This window comes from Serratia aquatilis (assembly GCF_044865145.1).
GTDB classification, from domain to species: Bacteria; Pseudomonadota; Gammaproteobacteria; order Enterobacterales; family Enterobacteriaceae; genus Chania; species Chania aquatilis.
This window is the reverse complement of sequence record NZ_CP173186.1, coordinates 631,376-645,280: the sequence shown is the minus strand read 5'-3', so window position 1 is coordinate 645,280 and position 13,905 is coordinate 631,376. Positions and strand designations below refer to the sequence as shown.

At 51.5% G+C, this 13,905-nt stretch carries 13 protein-coding genes; 11 read left to right on the top strand and 2 right to left on the bottom strand.

Annotation, left to right across the window (positions count from 1 at the left end):
- Positions 1 to 333 precede the first annotated feature (333 nt).
- The 4 genes from atoD to SAQUA_RS02895 are packed head-to-tail and all read left to right on the top strand — an operon-like array spanning position 334 to position 4,189.
- Entirely contained in the window at positions 334 to 996 is a 663-nt protein-coding gene (gene atoD, locus SAQUA_RS02910; protein ID WP_380677632.1) for an acetate CoA-transferase subunit alpha, read from the top strand.
- Positions 996 to 1,661 (top strand): 3-oxoacid CoA-transferase subunit B, encoded by a 666-nt coding sequence (locus SAQUA_RS02905; RefSeq protein WP_380677630.1) that lies wholly within the window; start codon positions 996 to 998, stop codon positions 1,659 to 1,661. Before atoD ends, SAQUA_RS02905 begins: the two co-directional genes overlap by 1 nt.
- Positions 1,658 to 2,980 (top strand): TIGR00366 family protein, encoded by a 1,323-nt coding sequence (locus tag SAQUA_RS02900; RefSeq protein ID WP_380677628.1) that lies wholly within the window; start codon positions 1,658 to 1,660, stop codon positions 2,978 to 2,980. The genes SAQUA_RS02905 and SAQUA_RS02900 overlap by 4 nt, the downstream gene beginning before the upstream one ends.
- Before the next feature lie 24 nt (positions 2,981 to 3,004).
- On the top strand, positions 3,005 to 4,189 hold the full coding sequence (locus SAQUA_RS02895) for an acetyl-CoA C-acetyltransferase (RefSeq protein WP_380677626.1): 1,185 nt from the start codon (positions 3,005 to 3,007) through the stop codon (positions 4,187 to 4,189).
- Positions 4,190 to 4,362: 173 nt separating this feature from the next.
- Here the strand turns inward: SAQUA_RS02895 and SAQUA_RS02890 are convergent, their stop codons facing one another.
- Entirely contained in the window at positions 4,363 to 5,697 is a 1,335-nt protein-coding gene (locus tag SAQUA_RS02890; protein ID WP_380677624.1) for an aminotransferase class I/II-fold pyridoxal phosphate-dependent enzyme, read from the bottom strand.
- Positions 5,698 to 5,839: 142 nt separating this feature from the next.
- Here SAQUA_RS02890 and SAQUA_RS02885 point away from each other — a divergent pair, with 142 nt between their 5' ends.
- From SAQUA_RS02885 to SAQUA_RS02860, 6 genes are all read left to right on the top strand, one after another.
- A complete protein-coding gene (locus tag SAQUA_RS02885) occupies positions 5,840 to 6,802 on the top strand; it encodes a nitrate ABC transporter substrate-binding protein (protein WP_380678234.1) in 963 nt (320 codons plus the stop codon).
- A gap of 26 nt (positions 6,803 to 6,828) precedes the next feature.
- The gene (locus SAQUA_RS02880) at positions 6,829 to 7,626 is read left to right on the top strand and encodes a deaminated glutathione amidase (RefSeq protein WP_380678232.1); all 798 of its coding nucleotides are present in this window, start codon (positions 6,829 to 6,831) and stop codon (positions 7,624 to 7,626) included.
- Between the two features lie 279 nt (positions 7,627 to 7,905).
- Positions 7,906 to 8,802, top strand: a complete 897-nt coding sequence (locus tag SAQUA_RS02875; RefSeq protein ID WP_380677622.1) for an ABC transporter substrate-binding protein — start codon at positions 7,906 to 7,908, stop codon at positions 8,800 to 8,802.
- Positions 8,802 to 9,773 (top strand): amino acid ABC transporter permease, encoded by a 972-nt coding sequence (locus tag SAQUA_RS02870; protein ID WP_380677620.1) that lies wholly within the window; start codon positions 8,802 to 8,804, stop codon positions 9,771 to 9,773. Before SAQUA_RS02875 ends, SAQUA_RS02870 begins: the two co-directional genes overlap by 1 nt.
- Positions 9,770 to 10,555: an amino acid ABC transporter ATP-binding protein gene (locus tag SAQUA_RS02865; RefSeq protein ID WP_380677618.1), complete on the top strand. Its 786-nt coding sequence runs from the start codon at positions 9,770 to 9,772 to the stop codon at positions 10,553 to 10,555. Before SAQUA_RS02870 ends, SAQUA_RS02865 begins: the two co-directional genes overlap by 4 nt.
- Before the next feature lie 55 nt (positions 10,556 to 10,610).
- Positions 10,611 to 11,183: a DUF1349 domain-containing protein gene (locus SAQUA_RS02860; protein ID WP_380677616.1), complete on the top strand. Its 573-nt coding sequence runs from the start codon at positions 10,611 to 10,613 to the stop codon at positions 11,181 to 11,183.
- A gap of 283 nt (positions 11,184 to 11,466) precedes the next feature.
- Here SAQUA_RS02860 and SAQUA_RS02855 read toward each other — a convergent pair whose 3' ends face one another.
- The gene (locus tag SAQUA_RS02855; protein WP_380677614.1) at positions 11,467 to 11,964 is read right to left on the bottom strand and encodes a hypothetical protein; all 498 of its coding nucleotides are present in this window, start codon (positions 11,962 to 11,964) and stop codon (positions 11,467 to 11,469) included.
- A 675-nt stretch (positions 11,965 to 12,639) separates the two neighbouring features.
- Between SAQUA_RS02855 and SAQUA_RS02850 the strand changes: the two genes are divergently transcribed.
- Positions 12,640 to 13,884 carry a DUF1835 domain-containing protein gene (locus SAQUA_RS02850; RefSeq protein WP_380677612.1) on the top strand — a complete coding sequence of 415 codons (1,245 nt, stop codon included), beginning with the start codon at positions 12,640 to 12,642 and terminating at the stop codon, positions 13,882 to 13,884.
- Positions 13,885 to 13,905: the final 21 nt, after the last annotated feature.

Here is a 13,905-nt window from a genome sequence, read left to right as displayed (position 1 = left end):
TTAACTGTGCTACTGAAACTGACTAAAATAACGCCTGAGATAACGCTATCTAGATAATCAGGCGTTACTTCACATTTTTATCTATTTTTCACTTATTTATTCTGTTGAAGAACCGGGCAAACAAAATGTGCACCCCTGTGCAAGAAATTGCACACCTCACTGTTAATTAATTCAACACTCCATTAACCAATATAAATACAAGCCATATTATTCCACCAAATATCAATCTGTTAGATTTATCTCAATCAATAAAAAAAGCAGAGTATTAGTTGGCATGGACGTTGCAATTCCTTAATTGAAACTATTTTTTAGTATCAAATATAAGGGATTACTATGAAAAGAAAACTCATCGATATTAAACAGGCTACGGAATATTTCCATGATGGCATGACCATTATGATTGGTGGCTTTATGGGCGTTGGTGCACCACCCCGCCTTATTTCAGCATTGCTGGCTTCTAACGTAAAAGATCTAACCTTAATCACTACCGATACCGCCTTTGTCGATACCGGCGTAGGGCCATTAGTCGCCAGCGGCAGAGTGAAAAAAGTCATCGCTTCACATATCGGCACCAACCCTGAAACCGGCCGCCGGATGATCTCGGGCGAAATGGAAGTTGAGCTGGTCCCGCAGGGCACACTGGCCGAACGTATCCGCTGTGGCGGTGCCGGGCTTGGTGGTTTCCTGACACCCACCGGCGTTGGCACCGTCGTCGAAGAGGGCAAACAGAAAATCACGCTGAACGATACTGAATATCTGCTGGAATTGCCTTTACGCGCCGATCTGGCATTGATACGCGCTCATCTCAGCGACTATCAGGGCAACCTGACCTACCAGTTAAGCGCCCGTAACTTCAACCCGCTGATGGCGCTAGCCGCTGACACGGTTATCGCAGAGCCAGAATCTGTGGTGGATATTGGCAGCATTACCCCTGATTGCGTTATCACCCCCGCCGCGTTGATTGACCACATTGTATGCCCGCAGGAGAACCAATAATGAACGCTAAAGAACTTATCGCTCGTCGCGTTGCCCTTGAGTTACATGATGGGGACATTGTTAATCTGGGCATCGGGTTACCCACTCAGGTAGTCAACTATTTACCCACCGATATTCACATTACCCTGCAATCTGAAAATGGTTTTCTTGGTTTGGCACCGGTTACAGAAGCCCACCCTAATCTGGTTAACGCTGGCGGCTTACCCTGCGGTATTTTGCCCGGCGGTGCAGCCTTCGACAGCGCATTCTCCTTTGCCTTGATTCGTGGTGGCCACGTTGATGTCAGCGTACTTGGCGGCTTGCAGGTCGATCAGCAGGCAAACCTCGCCAACTGGATGGTTCCGGGGAAAATGGTTCCTGGTATGGGCGGTGCGATGGATCTGGTTACCGGAGCACGGCGGGTGATCATCGCCATGGAACATTGCGCAAAAGATGGCTCATCCAAGATCCTCAAGCACTGCTCACTGCCGCTGACCGCTAAAAATAAAGTCAGCCTGGTGGTGACTGAACTGGCGGTTTTCAGCTTCGAACAGGGCAAGCTGGTCCTGAAAGAGCACGCTCCGGATGTAGCGCTGGAAACCATTCTGGCAAAAACCGGGGCAGAATTCTTGGTATCACCAGACTTCAGAGCCATGCCGGTAGCGCTTGAGGAAGGTGCCGTATGATTGGCCGCATCTCCCGTTTTCTAACCGGTTTCGTTAGCCGTTATCTGCCCGACCCGCTGATTTTCGCCATGCTGCTGACGATGCTGACCTTTGTTATCGCACTGGCACTCACTCCGCATACACCGGTTGATATGGTGCAGATGTGGGGTAATGGTTTCTGGAATCTGCTGGGATTCGGCATGCAGATGGCGCTGATTATTGTCACCGGCCATGCTCTGGCAACCTCCGCTCCGGTCAAGCGTATTCTGACACTCACCGCTTCGGTGGCCAAAACGCCAGCTCAGGGTGTGATGCTAGTGACCTTCCTCGGTTCGGTAGCCTGTGTCATCAACTGGGGATTCGGCCTGGTGGTCGGAGCGATGTTTGCCCGCGAAGTGGCCCGCCGTGTTCCCGGCTCTGATTACCCGCTGTTGATTGCCTGTGCTTACATCGGCTTCCTGACCTGGGGTGGCGGCTTCTCTGGCTCTATGCCACTGCTCGCCGCTACGCCGGGCAATCCAGTGGAGCATGTCGCCGGTTTGATCCCGGTGTCCGATACGCTGTTCACTGGCTACAACCTGTTTATCACTTTGGGCCTGATCCTGGTAATGCCTTTCGTCACTCGCATGATGGTACCGAAACCACATGAAGTGGTGAGTGTAGATCCAGCATTGCTGGCGGAAGAACCCAGCTTCCAAAAAACTTTATCTGCCGATGCGCCTGTTGCAGAAAAAATGGAAGAAAGCCGCATTATCGCCTTCATCATTGGCGCACTAGGTATTGCCTATTTAGGCATGAGCTTCTGGGAAAAGGGCTTCAATATCACGATTAATACCGTAAACATGATGTTTATGATTGCCGGTATTTTGCTGCATAAAACCCCAATGGCCTATATGCGCGCTGTCTCTGCGGCGGCTAAGAGCACAGCGGGTATTTTGGTTCAGTTCCCGTTCTATGCCGGTATTCAGCTCATGATGGAGCACTCCGGTCTTGGTGGCCTGATCACCGAATTCTTCATCAACGTCGCTACCAAAGACTCCTTCCCGATTATGACCTTCTTCAGCTCGGCGCTGATTAACTTTGCTGTGCCATCAGGCGGCGGTCATTGGGTGATCCAGGGGCCATTCGTTATTCCTGCGGCTCAGGCTCTAGGGGCCGATTTAGGTAAGTCAGTGATGGCTATCGCCTATGGCGAACAGTGGATGAACATGGCGCAACCGTTCTGGGCACTGCCCGCATTGGCAATTGCCGGTCTGGGGGTCCGGGACATTATGGGCTACTGCGTTACTGCCCTGCTGTTCTCTGGCGTCATCTTCATTATCGGCCTCACCCTATTCTAGCGTCGTTATATAAGGAATCGATTTATGGACAGTATTGTTATCGTCAGCGCAGTACGCACGGCAATTGGCAGTTTTAATGGTGCATTGGCACCGGTCAGCGCGGTAGATCTAGGTTCTCTCGTGCTCCATGAAGCGATGGCGCGAGCCGGGATCGGCGGCGACAGCGTTGATGAGGTTATTTTAGGTAATGTGCTTCAGGCTGGATTAGGCCAAAACCCGGCTCGGCAGGCGCTCTTGAAAAGTGGCATACCTGATACCGTCAGCGCTTATACCGTCAATAAGGTCTGTGGTTCCGGCCTGAAAAGCGTGGCGTTAGCCGCACAGGCCATTTTAGCCGGTGATGCGCAAACCATTATTGCTGGCGGCATGGAAAATATGAGTCAGGCTCCCTATCTGATGGACAGTAAGGCGCGTTGGGGCTATCGACTCGGTGACGGTCAGTTGCACGATGTGATCCTGAAAGATGGTTTGATGTGTGCCACACATGATTACCACATGGGGATCACTGCTGAGAATGTCGCCAAGGAATATGGCATTACCCGTGAAGCGCAAGACGCGCTGGCGCTGTTATCGCAACAGAAAGCGGTAGCCGCTATTGCAAGCGGCGCTTTCGCGAAAGAAATAGTGCCAGTAACGGTGAAAAACCGTAAAGGCGATATTGTCGTCGATACCGATGAGTTCCCTAAAGCCGCCACCACGGCGGAGGGTTTGGCCAAATTACGCCCGGCGTTTAGCAAAGACGGCAGCGTAACCGCCGGCAATGCTTCAGGTATTAATGATGGTGCGGCAGCGTTGGTCGTGATGTCTGAGAAACACGCACGCCAGTCAGGTTTAACCCCACTGGCTCGCATTCGCGGCTATGCCAGTGGTGGTGTGGCACCGGCACTGATGGGGATGGGGCCGGTACCGGCAACCCTTAATGCACTGAAAAAAACCGGGCTGGCACTGTCAGATATCGATTTGATTGAAGCCAATGAAGCTTTCGCGGCGCAATTTTTGGCGGTAGGCAAAATTCTGGGATTCGAGGCGGACAAAGTTAACGTCAACGGCGGTGCTATCGCGCTAGGTCATCCGATAGGTGCCAGTGGTGCACGTATTCTGGTCACCCTGCTGCACGCCCTACAGGCCAGAGATAAAACCTTGGGGCTGGCGACACTGTGTATCGGCGGGGGCCAAGGTACCGCGATGATTATTGAGCGCCTGAGTTAACAATCTCATAATCCAGGCTGTTAATGGTCAGGGGGATCGGCAGCAAAAATGCCCTATCCCCATATAAAAAGCGCCCCGTCTGCCCAGCGCGGGCGCTTTACTCTTACGCCGATCCTCACGGATCACACCTTGCTCTGCGTGCAAATGACCGCTAGCGGCGCTCGCGTGCAAGCCTAAATCCCGCTAACGGCAATAATCAGCGCGTCGGCAATTGTATCCACCTGCTCAGGTAACAGTATGCTGGTGCTGACCCTGATGTGCTGTTGCCCACCGATGCGGCATCGTTCTCCTGGCAGTACCGCAATGCCACGAGCCGCCAGCGTGATCAACGCAAACTGCTCCGAGGGCACCGGGAGCCACAGGCTAAGGCCGTCCTTTTCTGCCAGATGTAAACCGCGATTTGCCAGTGCCAACCGTAGAGACTCCCGACGCTGTGCATAGATAACGCGGGCTTCCTCCAGCCGTTGCTGAGTCTCTGCGTCAGTCAGCAACCAGGCCAACGCCTGCTGCAGTATTCTGCTGCTCCAGCCTGCACCAAAGTTACGGAATGACTGGATCTGGCGGATCATTTCTTTCGGGCCCGAAAGTACGGCCAATCTGAGATCGGGGCCATAAGCTTTGGAGAAGGAACGAACATGGATGGTACGATCCGGGAACCGGCTACCAAGGCTATAGACCGGATGGCGAGACAGTTCACCGATCCCATCATCTTCAACGATCAGCGTTGATGTATTTTCCAACAACCGGGCAAGTTCTTGCCACCGCTGTTCACTGACGCTATTGCCGGTCGCGGAATGGGTGCGCGGTTGATAGATAAAGGCGGCAGGTTTTTTGTGCAGTGCCTCGGCAAGAACGTAAGGAAGAGGACCTTCATCGTCACAAGCAATCGGCACTACCTGTGCATTGATGTTATCCAGCATATCCAGTAAGCGTGCTGCTGTAGGATCTTCAATGGCAACCACGGAACCTGGCTCGATCAGCGTTTGCAGCGTCGAGTGCATGCCGTCAAAGCCGCCATCCGCCGCCAGAAAAGCGGCAGCCTGATAGGGCCAGCTTTGGCTGACGGCCTCTTCCAGTTGGGGAACAATGGGCTCACGTTGGTAGCTGTTAAGGTTATCTACCTGTATCCCTTGCAGAAGCGGCTGCGCCAGATTGGGTAGCAACTGCGGGTCAGGAACCGAAAGCATCAGATCGGCAATAATATGTTTGCCGAAATTACCAATCCTCTCGAAACGAACCGGATGCGGATTAAGTTTATTGCCACAGACCCAGACGCCATTACGCCCGGTTCCTGCTATCACTTTCTGCTTACGCAGTTGGCTCCAGGCAGCAGACACCGTAGCGGGGCTGACGCCCAAAATCTCTGCCAGTTCCCTGACCGAGGGGAGTTGGGAACCAATCTCTATCGCCCCAGAGCGGATTAACGCTGCAGTACCGGTGGCAATTCCGCGAATAGTCCGCTCTTCAATGTGCTGGGCAAACTTCTCCAACTCGATCTTGGTGTTCACAAAATAACCTTTGTTCAATAACAAAGATTGGATTGTATATCCAAATTTAAACAATTAGTATCGAAGAAATCGGAAGCTATTAGTTAATAAAAATTATGTTTTTTTAGTTATTTATTTAAGCCAGCACCGGGGAACCACAGTGATACCAAGAATTAGAGTTGCCGTAAGAGATTGGGATTACTTGACGCCACTTGCACTCGGCGACATAAAGCCCAGCAGATTCGAACTTGAACTACATCGAGTAACCTCATTGGGTGGGGATTTGGCCAGTAGCCCTGATTACGACGCCGGAGAAGTGTCTTTCAGCCGTTATGCCCAATCCATCGCCCGCAATGAGTGTTCATTATTGGCGATCCCCCATTTTTTGATGCGCGGATTTCGTCAGCGTTGCATTATTACCACTGAAAACAGTCCATTAACCAGCCTGGATCAATTAGCAGGTAAGCGCATTGGTTTAACTGGGTGGCAGGATTCAGGTAATACCTGGACACGTGCGCTGCTGCGTGAAGTCGGCATTGAGGTAGAAGATGCAAGGTGGTTTGTCGGGCGTTTGACGGCACAAGACCCGATAGAAGATCGGTTGGCGGGTTTTGGCCGCCCTGGGGTTATTGAAGCCGCACCCGATGAGCGCCCACTGCTCGAACTGCTGAAGGCCGGTGAGCTGGATGCGATTTTTACTGCCTTCATGCCTGAAGATTTTTTTGCGGCTGGCTCTGGCCTACGGCAACTTCAGGTGGATTTTTGCCAGGCAGAAAGCGACTACTTCAAACGGGTTGGTTTTGTACCGGGGATCCATCTGCTGGCTTTCAAGCCGGCGCTGGTGGAAGAGTTCCCCTGGTTGCCTGCGGCCCTGAGCGAAGTGATCGACCACTCGGCGCAACTGTGGCTAGAGAAACGGCTCAAGTATGCCGACACCACACCATGGCTGCTGGATGAGTTAAGACGCACCGCACAGTTATTGCCAGCGAACTGGAACCAGAACGGTTATAGCGTCAATCTTCCGATGATCGATGCTTTTGCCGAGGAGTTATATCGTCAGGGGATTGTCGAACGCCGCCTAACGCCGAGTGAGCTGTTCCCTTTTTGCCAAACTGACCGGGCGTAAGCGGCCTGAAGAGTAGGAGATAGATGATGAAGGTTGCACTGGGGCAGTTTGCCGTTGAGCCGCAATGGCAGTTAAATGCGGATATCTGTGTCAATCTGATGGCGCAATCCGTTCAGGCGGGTGCCGATCTGCTGGTGCTTCCAGAGGGAATACTGGCACGTAATATTGCCGATCCCGATCTCGTGCTGAAATCTGCCCAACCGTTGGATGGCCCCTTTGTTCAACAACTGCGGCAAGCCAGCCTCGGCAGTGAATTAACAGTGATGACCACCATTCATGTTCCTGCGGATGATGGTAGAGTGTTCAACGTATTGATTACCTTACGTAACGGCGAGTTACTCAGCGCCTATCGCAAGCTGCATCTTTATGATGCCTTTGCCGTGCAAGAGTCAAAAAATGTGATCCCCGGTGACGAAGTACCGCCACTGGTGGAAGTCGCTGGTCTGAAAGTGGGCCTGATGACGTGCTACGACGTGCGCTTTCCCGAATTAGCACGGCGTTTGGTGGTAGACGGTGCGCAGGTATTGGTATTGCCCGCGGCCTGGGTGAAAGGCCCACTGAAAGAGTGGCACTGGGAGGTGCTGGTTACCGCGCGTGCCTTGGAAAATACCTGTTATGTCATCGCCGTTGGCGAATGTGGTGAACGCAATATCGGGAACAGCATGGTTGTGGATCCGCTCGGCGTGGCAATTACACGCGCAGCGGAAGGCCCTGCTCTGGTGTTCGCAGATATTAACCCCGAACGTCTGTCGCAGGCACGGGAGGCTTTACCGGTACTGATTAATCGTCGTTTTGGCAGGCCACAGCTAGGCTGTGACTCTTAACCGGAGACGAGCGCCGCTGGCGGTCATTTGCACGCAGAGCAAGCCGTGAGCCGTGATGTTTGGTGTCCCCAATAAGCGGCGAATAACGCAGCAGTGCGTACAAATTGCCCCAGCCCGCAGGATCGCGCCCCAAAAGCCCATTCTCTGCCTTGTCAGGCTTGAACAGAGGGCCACCTCGGCCTTGATAATGGGCTTTTGGGTCTGCGACGGCACCACGGGCAGTTAAGGGTCACAGCCTATAAATGGAATAACATCTTACTTTTGTGCAAGGGAGTTCAAATGATCCGCCATCGTTTATATTCACTCAGCCTATTAATCTCAGCATTGCTGGCCGTTCCAGTCTTTGCCAATGAGAGCACGCCTATTCCAACCCAAAAGAAAAATGCCGAATTACACGCAATGCTGCCCCAAGAGATCCAAACGGCTGGAAAAATGATTTCCGTTAATAACGGCTCTTTCCCTCCTTACCAGATCATCAAAGGTACCAATCAAATGGAGGGGGCCAGTGCCGATTTAGCCCAGGCTTTGGGTGAGGTGATTGGCGTTAAAATCGAGCATGCTTCGGTTAGTGGGCTTTCCGGATTGTTGAGTGGTATTCAGTCTGGCCGTTATCAGTTATCGATGGGGCCAGTTGGTGACTTCCCTGCACGGCAGGCTAAAAACGACTTTATCGATTTCGTGCAAGAATTTGTGGTATTTGCCGTCCAGGCAGGTAACCCACAGAAGATTAATACCCTGGATGACACCTGTGGCAAACGCATTGCCGTAATGTCCGGTGGCTCGGCAGAACAGGTGATCCATAAACAGTCGGAAAAATGTACCGAAGCAGGTAAACCGGCGGTGACTATTCAGTCTTTTACCGATCAGCCAACCTCTATTCTGGCGGTGCGCTCGAAGCGTTCCGACGCTTTCTTCTCCTCTCAGGCTCCACTGACCTATTTTGTGTCGTTGTCCAATGGCGAACTTGAGCTAAGTGGTCAGGGGCAATCCAACGGCTTTGGCGATCTCTACCAGGGGATGGTTATGCCGAAGGATTCTCCATTAAGCAAAGTCTTGCTGGCAGGGCTTCAGGAGTTGTTCGATAACGGAACCTATGCGGCCATCATGAAAAAATGGCACTTGGAAGGTAATATGCTCAAGGTCCCGGGGATTAATATTGCCGTAGGCGACAAGTAATGAGCAAGCCAAGCACGCATAGCGATCCTGTGTCCGCACGGCTTGGCTATACGCAAGCGGATGCTCATCTTCGCGATGTTAAATTGGCACGTGCGCCGCAGAGTTATGGGCGGCGCGTTTCATGGATCCTGGCGATCCTGATCGCCGCCAATGTGATCTGGGCAGTCGCGACCAATAAAAACTTTGAATGGCACGTTGTCGTAAACTGGTTCACCGAAGACACCATCATGACCGGGTTAAGCGTTACCCTGGGATTGACCGTGGTTTCCATGTTATTAGGGACGATCCTCGGCCTGCTGCTGGCGATCGCCCGGCTGTCTGCCAATGGCCTGCTGCGCACCGCAGCCGGCCTTTATATCTGGTTCTTTCGCGGCACGCCGCTGCTGGTGCAATTGATCTTCTGGTACAACATGTCCACGCTGTTTCCGAGGATCACCTTGGGGATCCCCTTCGGGCCGGAATTGGCCAGTTGGAACACCAACGATCTGATCACCCCGTTAACCGCCGCCATTGCTGGCCTGGCGCTGAATGAGGCAGCCTATATGGCTGAGATTATTCGCGGTGGCTTGCTTTCTGTTGATGCCGGGCAGGTTGAAACGACACAAGCTTTTGGCATGAGCCGCAGCCGAGCGTTGCGCAGGATCATTATCCCGCAGGCAATGCGGGCGATTGTGCCGCCGACGGGTAACCAGTTGATCAGTATGATCAAGGCAACCTCGTTAGTGAGCGTTATCGCGATGGGTGATTTGCTCTATTCCGTGCAGGCAGTGTACAACCGCACCTTTGAAATCATCCCCATGCTGATGGTTGCGGTTATCTGGTATCTGTTTATTACTTCTTTACTCAATGTGGGCCAGTCGGCGATTGAACGTTACTATGCGCGGGGAACGACGCGGGCAGTGGTAGCCAATAAGAAACGCCCGCAGGCGGAAGAACGGTCGATAACACAGAGCAACGGAGAGCAGATATGACAGGGTATGGCGATAAGACTGACTCTCCGTTGGTGGTGGTCCGCGATGTGCATAAGTGCTATGGCGATAACGAGGTACTGAAAGGGATCAACCTCGAAGTCTACAACCGCGAGGTTGTGGTGATCCTCGGGCCTTCCGGCTCGGGAAAATCGACGCTACTGCGCTGCATCAATCACCTGGAAGAGATGGATCGTGGTTCGATCATGGTGGGCGATGAGCAGATTGGCTATCAGTTACGCGGGACTCATCTGCACAAACTTTCCTCGCGGGCTATTGCTCGCCAACGTAGCCAGATCGGCATGGTGTTTCAGCAGTTCAATCTCTATCCGCACATGACAGTACTGCAAAATATCATTGAGGCACCGATAGGTGTACACAGGCAGAGCCGCGCAGAAGCCACTCAGTATGCGCTGGAACTGCTTGATCGCGTGGGGCTGAGCGATAAGGCCGATGCCTACCCGCGTCATCTTTCTGGCGGCCAACAGCAGCGGGTGGCGATTGCCCGCGCGTTGGCGATCCGGCCCAGACTGATGCTGTTTGATGAGCCGACTTCGGCCCTCGACCCCGAACTGGTGGGGGAGGTGCTGGCAACGATGCGCGACCTTGCCCTGCAAGGCTTGACGATGATTGTCGTGACCCACGAGATCAGTTTTGCACGCGAGGCAGCGGATCGCGTGGTGTTTATGGATCAGGGATATGTGATCGAATCCGGAACGCCTCAGCAGGTGTTGGTCGAGCCACAGCATCCGCGTACCCAGGCATTTCTCGGGCGCTTTATTTAATAGGCATATTCAAGTTGCAGATAGGCGGCAACCGAACGAAACCGTAGGAGAGCCAATGTTCGATGCTTACCACTGGATTAATGAACCAAAACAATGGCAGTGCGAAGACGGCACATTAAGCGTTGTCACGGATGATAAAACCGACTTCTGGCGCCATACCTGGTATGGATTTGAACGCTTTTCAGGGCATATTTTCGCCACCGAGGTACCCGAGGACTTCACCTTTCAGGTGAAAGTCTGTGCAGACTTCCACACGCTGTATGATCAGGCCGGGATCATGTTTATGGCTGATGATCGGCACTGGTTAAAAGCGGGTATTGAATTCAACGACGGTACTCCAGCAATCGGCAGCGTGCTGACGCTGGGCCATTCAGACTGGGCGACGGGTATATTTACCGGCAACCCGCATGAATTCTGGCTGCGGCTGACCCGCAAAGGTGACAGTCTGAGATTGCAGTACTCATCGGATGGCTATCACTGGCCGCTGCTACGTTTATGCTATTTTCCAGCGGGCGCTGCAAAAATCGGTGTAATGTGCTGCACACCTGAACGTAGCGGATTATCAGTGGATTTTCTGGATATTGCGTTGACCCCGCCGGCAAATAAAGCACTGCATGACCTAAGTTGATATTAGGCACAAGGGTTCTTGGTATGCATTCATACGCCAGGCCCATCTTCCCCATGTATGAAAAAAACCAGCCGTTGACAGGAGTAATAACTAGATTATTTCGGTTACTACAGAATTAAGTACATTTGCCATATTATGGCAAATGTACCGATATATTCATCATACTTCAAATTGCCTGTGTGTTGGCTGCGCCTCTTCACCCCAGTCACATAGTTATCTATGAACCTGGGGACTCACAAACTTGCCGCCTGCATGCAACTTGAATTATTTAGAGTATGTCTTATTACATACCTAATTTTTTACTTATTTTTTCAGTTAAGAAATTCTGCAGATTCGTCACTATCTGTTGGTTATCTGCTGAAACATCTCTCCATGACTGAACCTTGTTGCCAGATGATTCAAGGAAAGCCGTAACCGTCAGCTTACTGGCTTTACCATCCTGCTTTACTGATATTGTATATTTGTAGCGAACACTATTGCCGCCTAACAGACCGAACGCCACAACCTGAGTTGGACCTGCAACATAATCCGTTGTGATACGTCCAGCATCCTTACTTTCAGTCAGGACGGTAATTCTCAAGTCATCCAGGGTATCAAGAGCTGCCTGGAACACGCGCTCCTTAGGGAAAGGAAGCTGCGCTGCAGGTTGGTATCCAGCCGAGGCTTCCGGAAGTTCATTTCCCCCAGTTTGCTGAGTCATTGAACTGGCAGCGCCTTTCATTGACTCACACCCACTCAGTAGTCCTGTCAAAAGTAAAGCAACAACTATCTTTTTCATCATAAATCCCGTTAGTATTAAATATGCATCCCGCATAAAAGACACATCATGTGTCTGTAAAGTATTCCAAGATAATTCTCATGAATTACGACATTGAAACCTTCTGAATATATCATCATTTACCATTTAGGTTCTGTGCACAAAATCCCGCTTATTGAAATTAAATTATATAAGCTTCGCTGAATAATTTAAGAATTCCTCGGTCATTATTATGGGATTATTCTCACTTTTAACGAAAGTTAGGTAGATCATTAAAAGCAAAGAAACCACTTTATGTTTATATACTCTAAATAATTCGAGTTGCATGACAAAAACGCAATGCGTTTTTGAACAGCGCTTGCGCTGGCCCGTAGGGGCGAGGCCCGACATGGGCCGAGTAACGCAGCCAACAACCAAGCAATTTGAAGTATGAAGGGTATAAAAAGCTGTTAATAACATTTTAATTTAATACAATGCGTACTCTGGCATTCACTCATTGTATTAAAGGGAATTAAACAATGCAGATTCAGGATAATATTATTTTCGGTAATAAACTATCAATCTGCAGGTGGTGACTCCAATTAGGCTGTGTCCCTTAATTGCACGTGAGCGCCGCTGGCAATTGAGCGATACAGCCTGATATCGTATTTTACGACTCCCAACCTGAATGCGGATAAAAGGTGCCGATCAGGAGCTCGTATGTCAAAGTTATCTGCCCGTAATACCGATGGCCGTATCAATCTTGAGCAACAGCGTAAACGTGCCAAGGAACTTCTGCGTCGCCTCAAAGCAGGCTCTGAGCCGGAAAAATGCGCTCTCCTGCGCCGCCTCAATCCCTCCGATTCGGTTAGTCTTGCTGATGCACAATGGCTGATCGCCAAAGAGTTGGGATTCAGTAACTGGCCCAAGCTAAAGGCGCATGTGGAATCAATCGATTTTGCCGCACGTCATCCCAATTTTGCGGCTGATGATGAAGCCAGTGCCACTCACTGGCGCTGTGGCAACGATATCGAGCACAGCCTGCGCGTTGCCGGTTTCAGGGGGAATTTTCGGGTTATGACAGATCCCTTGTGCATGGCGCCCGTTCAGGATCTGCCCTATGAAAAATACAGAACGCTCAGGAGCCGTTTCATCAGTCAGGCTTTTCAGATGGAAATGGCAGATGTGGTGCGTCGGTTTGATGAGGAATACATCCATCTGCCTACTTTAGATACCACACCCCATGCGGTACTGTGGTGCGAGGCCGATCCTTATGACCAACTTTTCCTGATCCGCTTGCTGGCCAGCATTAAAAATTTGCCACGCAAACTAGAATTGATAGAAGTCGCGCAAGTACCTGGGGTCGAACGTTTTATCGGCATTGGACAACTGTCGCCGGACGTTCTGGCATGGCTGTGGCCACAGCGCCGCCCGATTGGTGAAGACGCCCTTAAACTGGCGCAACAGGCATGGTTAGCTTTGTGCAGTGGATCGCCAGTCAACCTGGCGCAGATTGCTCACAGCCAACACGCTTCCCTCCCTTTTTTGGCACCCGCGCTACTGAGGCAACTGCAGGAACTGCCTGATATTCGCCATGGCTTGTCGCTGACAGAGCGTTTGTCATTGCAGTATATCGCCGAAGCGGGGCCGGTCACTTGTGGCAGGGTATTCGCAGAACTGACCGCGAAACGCGAACCGTTACCCCATTTAGGCGATTTGATGTTCTACGCAGCCTTGAGGCCATTAATTGATGCAGAAAATCCGCTCATCACAGAGTCAGAAACCGATCTTGAAAGACCTTATCGCTCATTAACCCTGACTCCGTTAGGCCATCAGATCCTTCATGGTCAGGCTTACTGGCTTGATTATGCTTCACAGGAGAGATGGATTGGCGGTGTAGGTGTAAAACCGCGTCAGCCTCACTGGGCAATAAGTGAAGAATGCTATCCCGTGTGGCGTGGCTGACGCTTAAACCCGGGCGCAGAG

Bases quoted from the DNA above. Each gene is read 5' to 3' on its own strand.
- atoD (WP_380677632.1), top strand. From the start codon at position 334: ATGAAAAGAAAACTCATCGATATTAAACAGGCTACGGAATATTTCCAT.
- SAQUA_RS02905 (WP_380677630.1), top strand. From the start codon at position 996: ATGAACGCTAAAGAACTTATCGCTCGTCGCGTTGCCCTTGAGTTACAT.
- SAQUA_RS02900 (WP_380677628.1), top strand. From the start codon at position 1,658: ATGATTGGCCGCATCTCCCGTTTTCTAACCGGTTTCGTTAGCCGTTAT.
- SAQUA_RS02895 (WP_380677626.1), top strand. From the start codon at position 3,005: ATGGACAGTATTGTTATCGTCAGCGCAGTACGCACGGCAATTGGCAGT.
- SAQUA_RS02880 (WP_380678232.1), top strand. From the start codon at position 6,829: ATGAAGGTTGCACTGGGGCAGTTTGCCGTTGAGCCGCAATGGCAGTTA.
- SAQUA_RS02875 (WP_380677622.1), top strand. From the start codon at position 7,906: ATGATCCGCCATCGTTTATATTCACTCAGCCTATTAATCTCAGCATTG.
- SAQUA_RS02870 (WP_380677620.1), top strand. From the start codon at position 8,802: ATGAGCAAGCCAAGCACGCATAGCGATCCTGTGTCCGCACGGCTTGGC.
- SAQUA_RS02865 (WP_380677618.1), top strand. From the start codon at position 9,770: ATGACAGGGTATGGCGATAAGACTGACTCTCCGTTGGTGGTGGTCCGC.
- SAQUA_RS02860 (WP_380677616.1), top strand. From the start codon at position 10,611: ATGTTCGATGCTTACCACTGGATTAATGAACCAAAACAATGGCAGTGC.
- SAQUA_RS02855 (WP_380677614.1), bottom strand. From the start codon at position 11,964: ATGATGAAAAAGATAGTTGTTGCTTTACTTTTGACAGGACTACTGAGT.
- SAQUA_RS02850 (WP_380677612.1), top strand. From the start codon at position 12,640: ATGTCAAAGTTATCTGCCCGTAATACCGATGGCCGTATCAATCTTGAG.